The organism is Streptomyces vulcanius, from assembly GCF_042653945.1.
In the GTDB taxonomy this organism is placed as follows: Bacteria; Actinomycetota; Actinomycetes; order Streptomycetales; family Streptomycetaceae; genus Streptomyces; species Streptomyces mangrovi.
In genome coordinates this window covers 178,902-194,636 of sequence record NZ_JBHSFK010000012.1, presented here as the reverse complement: position 1 = coordinate 194,636, position 15,735 = coordinate 178,902, and the positions used below count along the sequence as shown (strand labels likewise).

The following is a 15,735-nucleotide window of genomic DNA, read 5'->3' as shown; positions in this document are numbered from 1 at the left end:
GTGACCTCTTCTCGGTGCGGCGAGATCCGGAAGCGTAGCAGCGATCTACCTCTTGGATTGGCACGAGGGTTCGAACATCATGTGGCGGCCGGGAGCTGCGGGGAAGCCCGATTCCGTAACACGGCGAAAACCTGAGCATGGTTCAAGGCAGCAACAATCCAGCCAGCATCCGCACACGATCATTCAGGCAGCAAGGAGCAGCACGTGGACGTTGTCGACCGGTTCTTCAAGATCTCCGAACGGGGGTCCACCTTCGGCCGCGAGATACGCGGCGGCTTCGCCACGTTCTTCACGATGGCCTACATTCTTGTACTGAACCCGATCATCCTCGGCAGTGCGAAGGACAAGTTCGGTCACTCCCTCGATGCCGTCCAACTCACCACCGCCACCGCCCTGGTGGCCGCGGTGATGACGATCATCATGGGCGTCGGCGGCAACCTGCCCCTCGCCCTCGCCGCGGGCCTCGGCCTCAACGCGGTGGTCGCCTTCCAGATCGCCCCGCTGATGAGCTGGGACGACGCGATGGGCCTGATCGTCCTCGAAGGCCTGCTGATCTGCGTGCTCGTGGTGACCGGTCTCCGTGAGGCCGTCATGCACGCCATCCCGCAGGGGCTGAAGCAGGCGATCAGCGTCGGCATCGGCCTGTTCATCGCGTTCATCGGCTTCGTCGACGCCGGTTTCGTCAGCCGGATCCCCGACGCCGCGAACACCACCGTCCCGGTCCAGCTCGGCGGCACCGGCACCCTCTCCGGCTGGCCGGTCCTGGTGTTCTGCCTCGGCGTGCTGCTGACCGTCGGACTGCTGGCGCGCAAGGTCAAGGGCGCCATCCTGATCAGTATCGTGTCCATGACCGTGCTCGCGATCGTGATCAACTCGGTCGCCGACATCAAGTCCTGGGGCCTGACCACGCCGTCCTGGCCCGACAAGATCGTCGACACCCCCGACTTCGGGCTGATCGGACACTTCAGCCTGTTCGGCGCGTTCGGCGAGATCAGCGCCGTCACCGTCGTCCTGCTGGTCTTCACGCTTCTGCTGTCCGACTTCTTCGACACCATGGGCACGGTCGTCGGCATCAGCGCGGAGGCCGGGCTCCTCGACGAGGAGGGCAAGGTCCCCAACCTGGGCCGCGTGCTGCTGATCGACGGCGCGGCGGCGGTCGCCGGCGGCGCGGCCTCCGCGTCCTCCGCGACCGCCTACATCGAGTCCGCGGCCGGCGTCGGCGAGGGCTCCCGCACCGGCTTCTCCAACCTCGTCACCGGCGGGATGTTCGCCCTCGCCCTGTTCCTGACCCCGGTCCTGACCATCGTCCCGCTCCCGGCGGCGGCCCCCGCCCTGGTCACCGTCGGCTTCCTGATGATGACGCAGGTCAAGACCATCGACTGGGACAGGTACGAGATCGCCATCCCGGCGTTCCTCACCATCGCCGTGATGCCCTTCACCTACTCGATCACCAACGGCATCGGCGCGGGCTTCGTCGCCTACGTCCTCATCAAGACCGTCCTCGGCAAGGCCAAGGAGATCCACTGGCTGCTGTGGGCGACGTCGGCGCTGTTCCTCGTGTACTTCGCGATCGACCCGATCGAGCAGATCCTGGGTGTGAAGTGACCTGAGGGTCTACTTCTTGAGCGCCGCCTCCATCATCGCCTTGGCGACGGGGGCGGCCAGCCCGTTCCCGCTCACCTCGGACCGCGCCGCGTCCGACTGCTCGACGACCACCGCGACGGCGATCTGCTTGCCGGTGGAGTCCGACGTGCCGTAGGACGTGAACCAGGCGTACGGCGCCTTGCTGTTGTTCTCGCCGTTCTGGGCCGTGCCCGTCTTGCCGCCCACGGTGACACCGTCGATGAGCGCGTTCGTGCCGGTGCCCTTCTCGACGACCGTCTGCATCGCCGACCGCAACTGCTCGGCGGTGGAGGCGCTGACGATCCGCGTCGTGGCCGCCTCGTCGTCGTAGTCCTTCAGGACGTCACCGCCGCTGTCGGTGATCTGGGAGACCATGTGCGGCGAGACCATCTCCCCGCCGTTGGCTATCGCGGCGGACACCATGGCCATCTGCAGCGGTGTCGCGGTCACGTCGAACTGCCCGATACCGGTGAGGGCGGTGGACGACTCGTTCATGTCGGACGGGTACACGCTCGCGTACGCCCGCACCGGCACGTCCAGGGAGTCGTCGTTGAAGCCGAACTTCTCCGCCGTCGCCCTCAGCTTGTCCTGCCCGAGCTGGACCGCCATGTGCGCGAAGACGTTGTTGCAGGAGTACTGGAGCGCCACCCGGATCGTGGCGTTCTCGCAGGGCGCGGACGTGTTCTCGTTCGCCAGGACCGTGCGGGTGCCCGGCAGGGTGTACGGGTCCTTGCTGTCCGTCTTCTCGTCCACCGACGAGTACAGCCCGTCCTCCAGCGCGGCTGCCGCCACCACCAGCTTGAACGTCGAGCCCGGCGCCAGCGGCTGCCGCAGCGCGCGGTTGACGAGCGGCTTGTCCGAGTCGGCGTTGAGCTGCTTCCAGGCGGTACCGGCCGTGTTGGCATCGGTGAGCGAGGACGGGTCGTACGACGGTGTCGACACGACCGCCAGGATCTTGCCGGTCCCGGGGTCGATGGCGACGGCCGCGCCCTTCTTGTCGCCCAGGGCGTCGTAGGCGGCCTTCTGCACGGCCGGGTCGATCGTCGTGATCACGTCGCCCGGGTCGGCCCGCTGGTCGGTGACCGTGTCCATCACGGTCTTCAGCCGGCTGTCGGTGCCGTTGAGCAGGCCGGCGTAGATGCCCTCCAGCTGCGTCGGCGCGTAGCTCTGCGAGGCGTAGCCCGTCACCGCCGCGTACAGCTTGCCGTTCGTGTACGTGCGCTTGTATCTGAGGTCGCCGCTCGTCGTGTCCGCGGAGCCGGTGACCGCTTTTCCGGCCACGATGATGTTCCCCAGCGGCTCCGAGTACGTCTCGATAGCGCCCCGCCGGTTGTCCGTGTCGTCCGCGAGCGCCTGGGCCTCGTAGAACTGCACCCAGGTCGCCCGGATCAGCAGGGCGAACACCAGCAGCAGCGCGAAGACCGACGCGCGCCTGATCGTCTTGTTCATGGCGATCGGAAAGACGAACGGGCGGAAGGGAATCGTTCCCTTCCGCCGGTTTTCTCATCGTACGTTCATGCGCCGGGCGATACGTTCATGCGCTCAGCGTCATGACGACCTCGGCGATCTCCTCGCCGCGCGCGTGGGCGAAGCCCGAGTCGTGACCGGTGACCCGGAACCCGCACTTCTCCAGGACCCGCCGCGAACCGGCGTTGTCCTCCGAAGCCCGCGCGTACAGCGGCCGTTCGGGCACCTCGGCGAGGAGCGCGCGCAGGGCGGCCGTCGCCACGCCGCGCCCCCAGTAGGCGCGGTCCACCCAGTACGTCACCTCGCGCTCGCCGGGCTCCCCGTACACCGCCGCGTGGCCGACCACGTCGCCGTCGGCCAGGATCGTGCGCGTCAGCGCGCTGCTGGCCCTGACCCGCGTCCAGTGGGCGTCGAAAGCGGCCCGGTCGGCCGGGTCCGGCGGGGTGAAGGCGGCCATCCGCAGTGCCTCGGGGTCGTTGAGCAGCCGGTAGAACACCGGGAGGTCGCTGTCGTGGACGCGGCGCAGGGCGATCAGCATGCTCAGAGTCTACGAGTGGCCAGTGTCAGTCGGTCCCGCGCGTCGAACAGGGCGTCCTTGACCAGCTGTTCGTGCGCCGGGGTCAGCCGCGCCACCGGCACCGAGCAGCTGATCGCGTCCCGGGCCGGGGTACGGTACGGGATCGCCACGCCGAAACAGCGCAGCCCGAGGGTGTTCTCCTCGCGGTCCACGGCGAAGCCCTGCTCGCGCACCTGGTGCAGTTCCTCGATGAGCTTCTCGCGGTCGGTGATGGTGTGCTCGGTGAGCGCCGGGAGCGTCTCCGGGAGCATCTTGCGGACCTGCTCGTCGGTGCAGGTGCTCAGCAGCGCCTTGCCGAGGGACGTGGAGTGGGCGGGCAGCCGGCGGCCGACCCGGGTGAAGGGACGCAGATAGTGCTGCGACTGGCGGGTGGCGAGGTAGACCACGTTGGTGCCGTCGAGCCGGGCCAGGTGGATGGTCTCGGTGGTGTCGTCGGAGAGCCGGTCCAGGGTCGGCCGGGCCGCCGCGACCACCTCGTCGCCGTCGATGTAGGAGGTGCCGACCAGCAGCGCCCGTACGCCGATGCCGTACCGCGTGCCCGTCGCGTCCGTCTCCACCCAGCCCAGCTCCACGAGCGTGCGCAGCAGCATGTAGAGGCTGGACTTCGGGTAGCCGACGGCCTCCTGGACCGCCGCGAGGGAGTGCATACCGGGGCGTCCGGCGAAGTATTCCAGCAGCTCAACCGTCCGCACCGCGGACTTGACCTGAGCCCCGCCCCCCGTTTCGCCAGCTGCCATCGCCCTTGACCCCTTCGTTCGACGAGAAGCTGAAGTTATAGTCTCGACAGCATATTCACCATCCGAGACAGCGTTCAGTATATCGAACAAAGCTGATTCACAGCACGTGAAGGGACCCGCGGTGGCAGCAGCACCAGTCTGGAGTGTCGACCCCCGTAACGGGAAGCAGCGGGAACAGGTCGCGGTGGAGGCCACGGCCGAGGAGGTCGACACCGTCGTCCGTGCCGCGCACGCCGCCCGCGGTTCCCTCGCCGACCGCACGGTCCGGGCGGCCTTCCTGCGCACCGCCGCCGACCGCCTCGAGGCGGCCAAGGAGCAGCTCGTCGAGGTCGCCGACGCGGAGACCGCGCTGGGCCCGGTCCGGCTGAACGGTGAGCTCGCCCGCACCTGCTACCAGCTGCGCGCGTTCGCCGGCATCGTCGACGAGGGCGCCTTTCTCGACGTCGTGATCAACCACCCCGACAGCGCCGCCACCCCGCCGGTCCCGGACCTGCGCCGCTACAAGGTGCCGCTGGGCGTCGTCGCCGTCTACTCGGCGTCCAACTTCCCCTTCGCCTTCTCCGTGGCCGGCGGTGACACCGCGAGCGCGCTGGCGGCCGGCAACCCGGTCGTCGTCAAGTCCCACCCCGACCACCCGGGGCTCTCCGAGCTGGTCGCCAAGGTGCTGCGGAGGGCCGCCGCTGCGCACGGCATCCCCGAGGACGTCCTCGGGCTCGTGCACGGCTTCGAGGCGGGTGTCGAGCTGATCAGGCACCCGCTCGTCGCCGCGGCCGGCTTCACCGGCTCGATCCGGGGCGGACGCGCGCTGTTCGACGCGGCGGCTGCCCGGCCGGTGCCCATCCCCTTCCACGGCGAACTGGGGTCCCTGAACCCCGTCGTGGTGACCGAGGCGGCCGCCGCCGAGCGCGCGGAGGCCATCGGCACCGGGCTCGCCGGGTCGATGACCATGGGCGTCGGCCAGTTCTGCGTCAAGCCGGGCCTGGTCCTCGTACCGTCCGGCGCCGCCGGTGACGGGCTGGTCAAGTCCCTCACGGACGCGGTCAGCGACACCGAGGCGGGCGTGCTGCTCGACCACCGCATGCGGGACAACTTCGTCGCCGGGGTCGCCGAGCGGGCCGAGCTGCCCGACGTCGAGTCGCCGGTGACGCCCGGCGCGGGCGGCGAGCACACCGTCAGCGCGGGCTTCCTGACCGTGCCGGCCGCGCGGCTGGTCGCGGAGGGCGCCTACGACCTGCTCCTGGAGGAGTGCTTCGGACCGGTCACCGTGGTGGCCCGCTACGAGGACGACGACGAGGTCAGGGCGGTCCTGTCGCGGCTCCCCGGCAACCTCACGGCGACGGTCCAGCTCTCCGAGGAGGAGGCCGCCGGGCAGGGGCGCGGCGGGGAGATCCTCGCCGAACTGACCCCGCTGGCGGGCCGGGTCCTGGTCAACGGCTGGCCGACCGGTGTCGCGGTGGCACCGGCCCAGCACCACGGCGGCCCCTACCCGGCGACGACGTCGGCCTCCACCTCCGTGGGCGGTACGGCCATCGAGCGCTGGCTGCGGCCCGTCGCCTACCAGAACACCCCCGAGGCCCTGCTGCCGCCGGAACTGCGCGACGACAACCCGCTCGGCCTTCCCCGGCGCTTCGACAACCGTCTCGAACGCTGACCCCCCCGAGTGGCACGAGTCGAAGGGGAGCCTGGGAAACTCTGAGCATGGACGTCGAGCTTCCCGAACTTCCCTTCGCCCTCCGCACCTACGGACCCGACGGGCACTGGTCCTACGACGACGGTGTGCTCAGCGGGTGGGCGGGGCCCCGGCAGGACCGTTTCGTGCCGCCCACCGGGGAGGCGCTGGACCCGGCCGCCGACGCGCCCCGGCTGCTCGGGGCGCCCGAAGGGGACTTCCAGCTGATCGCCCGGGTCACCGTGGGCTTCAACTGGGCCTTCGACGCGGGGGCGTTGTACGTCCACACCGGTGAACGTGCCTGGGCCAAGCTGTGCCTGGAGTACTCCCCGGACGTGGCCACCGTCTGCACGGTGATCACCCGGGGGCACTCCGACGACGCCAACTCCTTCACCGTGGACGGCAGTTCGGTCTGGCTGAGGGTGAGCCGCACCGGCCGCGCCTTCGCCTTCCACGCCTCCCGAGACGGCAAGCGCTGGACCTTCGTCCGGCTGTTCACCCTGGCCGACGAGAAGGAGACCGGCGCCGCCCTCGTCGGCTTCATGACGCAGTCGCCGATGGGGGAGGGGTGCGTGGTGACGTACGACCACATCGAGTTCCGGGACACCTGGCCGGACGACCTGAGAGACGGGAGCTGAACGTGCTGATCCGCACGGTCGTGCCCGCCGAGGCCGAGGCGATCGTCGCGCTGCACGCGCGCGCCCGGGCGACGTACTACCCGGACGGCGTCCCGCGGGACGGCACCGACTGGCTCGCCAACTGGCGCACGGCCATCGAACGCCCCGACGGGCAGGTGCTGTGCGGTGTGGAGGAGGGCCGGATCGTCGGCCTCGCCTCCTTCCGGACCCCGGAAGGGGCCGGCCCGGACACGGTCAAGCTGTTCCAGTTCCACGTCGACCCCGACCACTGGCGGGCGGGTGTCGGTACGGCCCTGCACACCGCCTGCGTGGAGCAGTGGCGGGCGGACGGCCGCCGTACCGCCGTCCTCGACGTGCACGTCGACAACCGGCGGGCCCAGGGCTTCTACGCCCGCCAGGGCTGGTTCCCCGACCCGGAGAACCCGCCCGCCGAGGGCGATCACCACCTCTTTCTGCGGTACACCGTGCACCCGGGGGAATGAAACCCGACCGGTTGAATGTTCACGTACTGATTCGGGACGTACGAGCTGGAGAGAGAGCCGAGAAGATGCGCGTCGAGATCTGGTCGGACATCGCATGCCCCTGGTGCTACGTGGGCAAGGCCCGCTTCGAGAAGGCGCTGGAGGCGTTTCCGCACCGCGACCAGGTCGAGGTCGTGCACCGCTCCTTCGAGCTCGACCCGGGGCGCGCCAAGGACGACGTCCAGCCCGTGATCAGGATGCTCACCAAGAAGTACGGCATGAGCGAGGCGCAGGCACAGGCCGGCGAGGAGAACCTGGGCGCGCAGGCCACCGCCGAGGGCCTCGACTACCGCACCCGCGACCGCGACCACGGCAGCACCTTCGACATGCACCGCCTGCTGCACTTCGCCAAGGAGCAGGGCAGGCAGGACGAGCTGGTCCAGATCCTCTACCGGGCGAACTTCGCCGAGGAGCGGTCCGTCTTCAGCGAGGGCGACGAGCGGCTCGTGCAGCTGGCCGCCGAGGCCGGTCTGGACGCCGACGCCGCGCGCAGGGTGCTCGCCGACCCCACCGCGTACGCCGACGACGTCCGTGCCGACGAGCGCGAGGCCGCCCAGCTCGGCGCCAACGGCGTCCCCTTCTTCGTCCTCGACCGCGCCTACGGCGTCTCCGGCGCCCAGCCCGCCGAGGTCTTCGCGCAGGCGCTCACCCGGGCGTGGGGCGACCGCTCCCCGCTGAAGCTGATCGACGACGGCGGCGCGGAGGCCTGCGGCCCGGACGGATGCGCGGTACCGCAGAACTGAGAACGGCAGGCGGCGGCCGGGGTATAAGCATTCCTTAGGGGAACGGTGTAACAATCCGTGATGGACTTCGGCGTCTCCCGGTCGCACAGTGGAGGCATGGAGACGACCTTCGAGACCCTCGTCCGTGCCGAGTTCGCCCCGAAGAACACCTTCCTCAACACCGCGAGCAACGGACTGCTCCCGGCCCGAGCCGTCACCGCCCTCCACGAGGCGGTGGCGCTGCGGGCCGAGGGCCGGCCGCTGGGCGCCCTCTCCGAGGACGTGGAGACCGCCCGCGCCGCCTTCGCCCGGCTGGCCGGGGTGCCCGTCCGGCGGGTCGCGGCAGGCCCCTCGGCCGCCGCGCAGACCGGGCTGATCGCCGCCGCGCTGCCCGCCGGCGCCGAGGTCCTCACCGCCGAGGACGACTTCACCTCCGTCCTCAACCCGTTCCACGTACGCGGCGACCTCAAGGTACGCGCGGTGCCCCTGGAGCGGCTCGCCGAGTCGGTGCGCCCCGGCACCGCGCTCGTCGCGGTCAGCGCCGCCCAGTCCGCCGACGGCCGGATCGCCGACCTGCCCGCCCTGCGTGAGGCGGCCCGCACCCACGGCGCGCGCACCTACGTCGACTTCTCGCAGGCCGTCGGCTGGCTGCCGTACGATGCCGACGCCTACGACTTCACCGTCTCCATCACCTACAAGTGGCTGCTCGGCCCGCACGGCGCGGCCTTCCTCGTCGTCCCCGAGGACTTCGGCGGACTCGCCCCGACGCTGGCCGGCTGGGTCGCCGCGGAGAAGCCCTGGGACAGCTGCTACGGCCCGGTCACCGAACTCGCCCACTCCGCCCGCCGGTTCGACGTCAGCCCTGCCCTCTTCACCTACGCCGGCCTGCGCGCCTCACTCCAACTCGTCGAGGAACTGGGCGTGGAGGCCATCCGGGACCACAACCTCGCCCTCGCCGACCGCTTCCGCACCGGACTCGCCACCCTCGGCCACGAACCCCTGCCCGCCCCCGGCTCCGCGATCGTCTCGGTCCCCGGACTCGGCTTCCGCCAGCCGGAGTTGAGCGCCGCCGGTATCGAGGTCTCCGACCGCGCGGGCAACCTGCGCGCGTCGTTCCACCTCTACAACACCCCCGCGGACGTCGACCGTCTGCTGGACGTGCTGGGAGGCTGAACGGCCGCTGTGCCCACCGGGGTGAAGCCACGCTGTGAGTCTGGATTTCACGCGGTTTACGCGACCGGCTGGTTATTTAACTTTGAGCTTTATCTGAGGTGACTCTGCTCTGATTTGTTCTTATTGGGCGGAAGATGGCACAAGAAAAATCCGCGGAATGTAAATAGCCTCGGAGTGCCAATGTGGCCCGCCGTGGGCCCAGCGTCCCCATGGCGACCCACCGAGAGCGTCGTTGGAGCCAAAACATGCCTCACGTCCCATTATCTGGCTCTCCCCCCACCGCTGAGCGCTACCGCGCCCGGCTGCTCCGCTATGCGTACCGGCTCACCTCCGGAGACCGCCACCGCGCCGAGGACATCGTGCAGGAGACGATGCTGAGGGCCTGGCTCACCGCCGACGACCTCGACCGGCACGACGAGGAACGCCGGATCGCCTGGCTCTACCGCGTCGCCCGCAACCTCGCCGTCGACGCCCACCGGCGCGACCGGGCCGTCCCGGTCGGTGTGATCCCGGACGACATGCTGCACCGCCCGGACAGCGCGGGCGACCTGGCCGACGGTGTCGCCGACCGCCAGGTCGTCCGGCTGGCCCTGGCGGCGCTGTCGCCCGAGCACCGCGAGGTGCTGTTCCACATCCATCTGCGCGACCGCACCCGGGCGGAGGCCGCGAGGACCATCGGGGTCCCGCAGGGCACGGTCAAGTCGCGCAATCACTACGCACTGTTGGCGCTCAGAGACCGGATCCAGGCGGCATGAGGAACACCGACCCCTTCGTCTTCTTCCGGCAGCACAGCGACACCATCTACCGTCTGCTCGGCATCGCCGGGGCGCTGCTGCTGGTCTACCTGCTGCTGCGCGTGTGGGCGATGCGCTGGGGCGGCTGGCGCACGGCCTGGGCACGGCTGCGCCGTGAAGTGGCCGTCAGCCGTGACGCGTTCACCGCGCCCGCGCGGGCCTGGTACCGCCACCGGAGCAGTCTGCGCCTGCTCGTACGGCAGTTGGGCGCCCCCGCGACCTGGCGGGACGCCGAACGGGCCCTGGCCGCAGCCCGGTTGGCCGCCGCGCCCGCCCGGCCGTACGCCGCGCTGGTGGACTCCGACTCGGTCGCCGTGCTCCTCGCCGGGACCGGACCACCCGAACCCGACCCCGACGGGGCGTGGTGGACGGAGCCGGACGAACCGGAGCGCTGGTTCGTGGCCCGGGCGGATCTGCCCTCGGTGACACCGGAGGCGGCCGACGTCCGCCCGATCATCGTCGCCGTCGGCGAAGCCGGCCGGTCGGCGGCCTTCCTCGACCTGGCCGTCGGCCCGCCCGTGCTCTCCGTCGCCGGGAACGACCGGGCGGCCACGGCCCTGGTCCAGGCGGTCGCCGCGCAGCTCGACGTACGGCTGCCGAGTCCGCTGGTCGTCGTCGCCGAGGGCGTGCACCGGGACTACCCCGGCCCCCCGGTGCGGTCCGCCTACCGGACCGCCCGGGAGACCCCGCCCCGGCTCGGCATCGCGCCCGTGCTGATCGCGGCCGAACTGCCGGACCCGCTGCCCCCCGAGTTCGCCGCCCCGCCCGGGGACGACCCCGCGGTCCGGGCCGTGGTCCTGGGCCCCGGCCGGGGATACGTCCGCTCACTGCTGACCGACCGGCACGGCCGGGTGGCCGTCACCGGGACCCCGCTGCTGGCCCGCTGCGGCCCGCTGAGCGTTGCCGTGGCCAGGGTGCTGCCCTCGATCCCGCCCGTCCTGCCGCCCGCCCCGGCCGCCGAGGCCTCGACCGGGCTGTCCGGCCGTTCCGCGCGGGATCTGTTCGAAGAAGAGGAAGAGGCGGCGGAAGCGCCGAGCGTGTCCCGCAGTACGCCCGACGCGTCCGGCACGTCCCTGCACGAGAGCGGCGAGGCCCCGCTCCCCGGCGCCTCCCGCGCGGCCGCATCCCGCCCGGATCCCGCCCGGCTCCCGCCCCGGCCCCCGGCACCACGCCCACGCACAGCTGACCCCTCGCCCCCGGTTGGACCCACGTGAACCTGATCCTCACCACCGCCGACCCGGCCGGGCGCCGGGCGGACCATCTGCTGGACCTGCCCGAGGGAGCCACCGTCGGCGACCTCGGCGCCGCCCTGCAGGCGGGGCAGCTGTATCTGGGCGACCGGCTGCTCGGCCCCGATCTGCCCATCGGCGCCAGCGGCATCCGCGAGGGCGTCCTGCTCGGCCTGGACGCCCCCGTGCCGTCCAGTACCGCCACCCGCGCCTGGGAACCGCCGTCCTCCGACCCGGAGTTGGTGGAGATCAGGCACGTGGGCGGGCCCGGCGCCGGGCGGTCCTGGCGGCTGGGTCCCGGCAGTCACGAGGCCGGCACCGACCGGGGCTGCGCGCTGCGGCTCGACGGCGGGGGCGCGCCCGAGCAGGGCGTGTGGATCACCGTCGGCACGGACGGCACGGTGACCTACCGGCTGCCCGAGGACGCCGACCCCGCCCGCTGCGGGCTGCGCAGCCTCACCCCGCCGCCGCCCGTGGACCCGGAGACCGGGACCCCGCTGACCGCCGAGGAACCGGCGGGCCCGCAGGACGGCGGCCCCGGCGGGCACACCCCGCAGCCCGCCCCGCCGGGCCCCGACGGCCTGCCGCAACAGCCCCCGCTGCCCCCGGTCGGCATGCTTCCGCCGCCGGACGACGGCTCCGCGGACTGGCCCGTGTACGCCGACCTCTCGCTCGGCGACCAGCTGCTGCGGCTCGGCCCGCTGTTCGACCCGGACGCGGCCGTCAACCCTTCGGCCGACGGTCTGGCCATCGAGTACAACCGGCCGCCGCGCATCGCCCCGCACCTGGACGGCGAGCAGATTCGTATGCAGGGCCCGCCCGGCGAACGCGGCTCACGGCCGTTCCCGCTGCTGATGATGCTGATGCCGCTGGTCATGGGCCTCGTCATGATGAGCCTGTTCCGCTCCTTCTACTTCATCATCTTCATCTTCTTCACGCCGATGATGGCGGTCAGCAACTGGATCATGGGCCGCCGCACCGGGCGCAAGCAGCAGGAGGAGGCGCTGCGCATCTACCGGCTGCGCCGCGCCTCCCTGGAGCTGGAGATGCGCGACGCGACCGTGGCGGAACGGCAGTTGCGCAACATCACGTTCCCCGACCCGGCCACAGTCCTGCTCACCGCCACCGGACCCGGCAGCCTGCTGTGGCAGCGCCGCCGCCGCGACCCCGACCACCTCACCCTCCGGCTCGGCACGGTCACCCGCCCGTCCCTCAAGCGCATCGACGACCAGGCCCGCGAGTCCAACCACCGCCAGGTGCACTGGCGCCTGGCCGACGTGCCGTTCGGCGTCGAGCTGGCCGACTTCGGCGTCGTGGGCCTGTCCGGGCCCGGCGACACCCCTCGTACGGTGGCCTGCTGGGCCGTCGCGCAGGCCGCGGTCCTGCACAGTCCCCGGGACCTGAGGATCGTCGTCCTCACCAGCGACGCGCACGCGGACGCCTGGAACTGGGTGCGCTGGCTGCCGCACCTGCGGCCCGACCGCCGCGGCTCGGTCATCGCGCTCGGCAACGACCCGGAGAGCACCGCCCACCGTGTGAACGAACTGATCGCCGACATCCAGGCCCGGACGTCCGCCGCCACCTCCCCTCTGAGCCACACCCTGCTCCGCGAACCGGACGTGCTCGTCGTCCTCGACGGCGCCCGGCGGCTGCGGGACGTGCCCGGCGTCGTCCAGGTCCTGACCGGCGGGCCCGGTGTGCGGATCTTCAGCCTGTGCGTGGACGAGCGCGAACGGCTGCTGCCCGAGGAGTGCACCGCCGTGATCACGACGGAGGGCAACCGGCTGACCGTACGGGCCTCCGGTGTGCCCTCCGTCGAGGACGTCAGGGCCGACCTGGTCGGCGCCGACTGGTGCGAGGAGGTCGCCCGGGCGCTCGCGCCCGTGCGGGACGTCACGGTCGACAGCGACTCCGGGCTGCCCTCCGGCGTACGGCTGCTGCCGCTGCTCGGCCAGGAACCGCCCAACCCGGCCGCGCTGGCGGCGAGTTGGGCCCGCCGCCCCGCCTCCACCACGTTCACGCTCGGCGCCGGGTACGAGGGCGAACTCCGCCTCGACCTGGTCAGGGACGGGCCGCACGGGCTGATCGGCGGTACCACCGGCTCCGGCAAGTCCGAGCTGCTGCAGACCATGATCGCCTCGCTGGCCGTCGCCAACCGGCCCGACGAGCTGGCCTTCGTGCTGGTCGACTACAAGGGCGGCAGCGCCTTCCGCGAGTGCGCCGAACTCCCGCACACCCTCGGCATGATCACCGACCTGGACGGCCATCTGGTGCAGAGGGCCCTGGCCTCGCTGGACGCCGAACTGCGCCGCCGTGAGCGCGTACTGGCCGACGTCGAGGCCAAGGACCACCCCGAGTACCGGGCCAAGCGGGCCCGCGACCCGAGGCTGCCCGCGTTGCCCCGCCTGCTTCTGGTCATCGACGAATTCGCCACTCTTGTAAGGGAGTTGCCCGAGTTCGTGCCCGGTCTGATCAGCCTTGCCCAGCGCGGCCGCTCGCTCGGGCTGCACCTCGTCCTGGCCACCCAGCGGCCCGGCGGCTCGGTCAGCAACGAGATCAAGGCCAACACCAACCTCCGGATCGCCCTGCGGGTGACCGACCGCTCCGAGAGCCAGGACATCATCAACGCGCCGGAGGCGGCCAGCATTTCGCCCTCCACTCCCGGCCGCGCCCTCATCCGGCGCGGCTCCGACGCCCCCACCCCGTTCCAGACGGCCTGGGTGGGCGCCGAGCGTGCCGGAGCCGCCACCCCCGATTCGGTGACGCCCTCCCGTCCCGTACGAGGGGTCGAGCTGACCTGGAACCGGCTGGGCCGCCCGGCCGACCTGACCGCGGAGGCGGAGGATGAGCACTACCTCGCCGAGCACCTCACCGACAGCGAGGAGCCCGTCACCGACCTGAGCGCCCTGGTCGAGGCCGTCGGCCGGGCCGCCGAACTCCTCGACGACTACAAGCCGCAGCGCAGCCCCTGGTTGCCCCCGCTGGCCGAGACCGTCCCGATGGAGTCCCTGCCGCCCTGCCCGCCGCCCGAGCCCGGCGGGCTGCCACTGGTGCCGTACGCCCTCATGGACGTCCCTCAGTTCCAGCAGCAGCGGCTCGGCACCATCGACTTCGCGAGTTTCGGCCACCTCTACGTCATCGGTTCGCCCCGCTCCGGGCGCACCCAGGTCCTGCGGACCGTCGCGGGCTCCGCCGCCCTCGTCGTCCCCAGCTCCGACCTGCACATCTACGGCATCGACGCGGCCGGCGGCGGTCTCGCCGCCCTGGAGTCCCTGCCGCACTGCGGAGCGGTCGTCTCACGGCACGACACGGAACGCCTGGAGCGGCTGATCGCCCGCCTCACCGCGGAGTTGACGGTCCGTCAGCGCCTGGTTTCGCAGCACAGCGCCGCCGGCATCGGCGAACTGCGCGCCAAGCTCCCGAAGGACCGCCGCCCGGCCCATCTGCTGCTGCTCATCGACGGCTGGGACGCGCTCAGCGCGATGCTCGACGACTACGACGGAGGCCGGCTGTACTCCGAGGTCGTACGCCTGCTGAGGGAGGGCGCGGCGGCCGGTATCCATGTCATCGCCACCTCCGAGCGCATCCTGCTGGGCGGCCGCCTCGCCGCCCACAACGACAGCCGGTTCCTGCTCAAGCAGGCCGACCTCAGTGACTACAACGTCGCCGGAATGGGCCGCAACAAGGTCCCGGCGCACATCCCGCCCGGCCGCGGCTGGCACGCCCCCAGCGGCGTCGAGGCCCAGATCGCGCTGCTGCCCACCGAGGACGGCACCGACCAGGGCGAGGCCCTGGCCGAGATCGGCCGCCGCACGACTGCACGCGACTCCGCGCTCCCGGTCGTCCGACGCCCCTTCCGTATCGAGGAACTCCCTTCCCTGATCGGCTTCCAGGAGGCGGTGGACCGCGTCCCGGAGTCCGAGCGCCGCCCGCTGTGGGCCCTGGTGGGCATCGGCGGCGACACGGCCGAACCCCTCGGCTTCGACTTCGCGGCCGGCGGCGGCTCCTTCGTGGTCGCCGGCCCCCCGCGCTCGGGGCGCAGCACCACGCTCGCCTCGATGTGCGTGTCCCTGCTCCTCGGCGGCACGGCACTCGTCGTCCTCGCGCCGCGCGACTCGCAGCTGCGGCAGCTCGCCGCGCACGACCTCGCCCAGGTCATCAGCGACCACGACCCCTCGGCGGACTCGGTCACCCAGGCCCTGAGCGCGGTCGCGGGGCAGCCGGTGGTCGTCGTCGTGGACGACGCGGACCTGCTCCTTTCCTGCGGGGCCGACAAAGTGCTCCGGCAGGTCGCCACCTCGGGGCGCGACCGCCGACAGGGCCTGCTCCTGGCCGGGCTGCCCGAGTCGATGAGCTCCCTCGGCTGGGTCGGCATGGCCCGCCGCTCGCGGCGCGGCATCCTGCTCGGGCCGAAGTCGATCGGGGAGGGCGACCTCATCGGGGTGCGGATCTCCTCCGAACAGGTCCGTACCCCGCTGGCCCCCGGCCGCGCCTGGACGGCGAGCGAGGCGGGCACCCCGATCGCGGTCCAGGTACCGCTCACGGTGCTGGACGGCTGAGCGGACGAAGCAAGGGGGTGGGCCGA

12 protein-coding genes are annotated in these 15,735 nt (G+C 71.8%); 9 read left to right on the top strand and 3 right to left on the bottom strand.

The genetic code is table 11. The features are described 5' to 3' along the window. Window positions 1-204 precede the first annotated feature (204 nt). Window positions 205-1,605: an NCS2 family permease gene (locus ACFPIH_RS20405; protein ID WP_381173511.1), complete on the top strand. Its 1,401-nt coding sequence runs from the start codon at window positions 205-207 to the stop codon at window positions 1,603-1,605. 9 nt (window positions 1,606-1,614) lie between these two features. Here ACFPIH_RS20405 and ACFPIH_RS20400 read toward each other — a convergent pair whose 3' ends face one another. From ACFPIH_RS20400 to ACFPIH_RS20390, 3 genes are all read right to left on the bottom strand, one after another. Then, a complete protein-coding gene (locus ACFPIH_RS20400) occupies window positions 1,615-3,072 on the bottom strand; it encodes a peptidoglycan D,D-transpeptidase FtsI family protein (RefSeq protein ID WP_381173514.1) in 1,458 nt (485 codons plus the stop codon). Between the two features lie 85 nt (window positions 3,073-3,157). Further along, entirely contained in the window at window positions 3,158-3,628 is a 471-nt protein-coding gene (locus ACFPIH_RS20395; RefSeq protein ID WP_381173517.1) for a GNAT family N-acetyltransferase, read from the bottom strand. 2 nt (window positions 3,629-3,630) lie between these two features. Beyond that, window positions 3,631-4,404 carry an IclR family transcriptional regulator gene (locus ACFPIH_RS20390; protein ID WP_381173520.1) on the bottom strand — a complete coding sequence of 258 codons (774 nt, stop codon included), beginning with the start codon at window positions 4,402-4,404 and terminating at the stop codon, window positions 3,631-3,633. A 121-nt stretch (window positions 4,405-4,525) separates the two neighbouring features. Here ACFPIH_RS20390 and ACFPIH_RS20385 point away from each other — a divergent pair, with 121 nt between their 5' ends. The 8 genes from ACFPIH_RS20385 (at window position 4,526) to ACFPIH_RS20350 (ending at window position 15,709) form a co-directional block, all read left to right on the top strand. Then, window positions 4,526-6,055 carry an aldehyde dehydrogenase (NADP(+)) gene (locus tag ACFPIH_RS20385; RefSeq protein WP_381173523.1) on the top strand — a complete coding sequence of 510 codons (1,530 nt, stop codon included), beginning with the start codon at window positions 4,526-4,528 and terminating at the stop codon, window positions 6,053-6,055. A 47-nt stretch (window positions 6,056-6,102) separates the two neighbouring features. Next, complete coding sequence (locus ACFPIH_RS20380) at window positions 6,103-6,711, top strand: DUF1349 domain-containing protein (RefSeq protein ID WP_381173525.1); 609 nt, start codon at window positions 6,103-6,105, stop codon at window positions 6,709-6,711. Window positions 6,712-6,716: 5 nt separating this feature from the next. Next, complete coding sequence (locus ACFPIH_RS20375) at window positions 6,717-7,193, top strand: GNAT family N-acetyltransferase (RefSeq protein ID WP_381173899.1); 477 nt, start codon at window positions 6,717-6,719, stop codon at window positions 7,191-7,193. Between the two features lie 65 nt (window positions 7,194-7,258). Further along, window positions 7,259-7,975 (top strand): DsbA family oxidoreductase, encoded by a 717-nt coding sequence (locus tag ACFPIH_RS20370; RefSeq protein ID WP_381173528.1) that lies wholly within the window; start codon window positions 7,259-7,261, stop codon window positions 7,973-7,975. A gap of 96 nt (window positions 7,976-8,071) precedes the next feature. Beyond that, window positions 8,072-9,127: an aminotransferase class V-fold PLP-dependent enzyme gene (locus ACFPIH_RS20365; protein WP_381173530.1), complete on the top strand. Its 1,056-nt coding sequence runs from the start codon at window positions 8,072-8,074 to the stop codon at window positions 9,125-9,127. A 245-nt stretch (window positions 9,128-9,372) separates the two neighbouring features. Next, entirely contained in the window at window positions 9,373-9,882 is a 510-nt protein-coding gene (locus ACFPIH_RS20360; protein ID WP_381173532.1) for a sigma-70 family RNA polymerase sigma factor, read from the top strand. Then, a complete protein-coding gene (locus ACFPIH_RS20355) occupies window positions 9,879-11,135 on the top strand; it encodes a hypothetical protein (RefSeq protein ID WP_381173534.1) in 1,257 nt (418 codons plus the stop codon). Before ACFPIH_RS20360 ends, ACFPIH_RS20355 begins: the two co-directional genes overlap by 4 nt. Next, window positions 11,132-15,709 carry an FtsK/SpoIIIE domain-containing protein gene (locus ACFPIH_RS20350; protein WP_381173536.1) on the top strand — a complete coding sequence of 1,526 codons (4,578 nt, stop codon included), beginning with the start codon at window positions 11,132-11,134 and terminating at the stop codon, window positions 15,707-15,709. The genes ACFPIH_RS20355 and ACFPIH_RS20350 overlap by 4 nt, the downstream gene beginning before the upstream one ends. Window positions 15,710-15,735: the final 26 nt, after the last annotated feature.

What these genes read in the sequence shown, in the direction of transcription:
- ACFPIH_RS20355 (WP_381173534.1), top strand. Translation starts at nt 9,879, where the DNA reads ATGAGGAACACCGACCCCTTCGTCTTCTTCCGGCAGCACAGCGACACC.
- ACFPIH_RS20395 (WP_381173517.1), bottom strand. Translation starts at nt 3,628, where the DNA reads ATGCTGATCGCCCTGCGCCGCGTCCACGACAGCGACCTCCCGGTGTTC.
- ACFPIH_RS20400 (WP_381173514.1), bottom strand. Translation starts at nt 3,072, where the DNA reads ATGAACAAGACGATCAGGCGCGCGTCGGTCTTCGCGCTGCTGCTGGTG.
- ACFPIH_RS20360 (WP_381173532.1), top strand. Translation starts at nt 9,373, where the DNA reads ATGCCTCACGTCCCATTATCTGGCTCTCCCCCCACCGCTGAGCGCTAC.
- ACFPIH_RS20365 (WP_381173530.1), top strand. Translation starts at nt 8,072, where the DNA reads ATGGAGACGACCTTCGAGACCCTCGTCCGTGCCGAGTTCGCCCCGAAG.
- ACFPIH_RS20370 (WP_381173528.1), top strand. Translation starts at nt 7,259, where the DNA reads ATGCGCGTCGAGATCTGGTCGGACATCGCATGCCCCTGGTGCTACGTG.
- ACFPIH_RS20390 (WP_381173520.1), bottom strand. Translation starts at nt 4,404, where the DNA reads ATGGCAGCTGGCGAAACGGGGGGCGGGGCTCAGGTCAAGTCCGCGGTG.
- ACFPIH_RS20380 (WP_381173525.1), top strand. Translation starts at nt 6,103, where the DNA reads ATGGACGTCGAGCTTCCCGAACTTCCCTTCGCCCTCCGCACCTACGGA.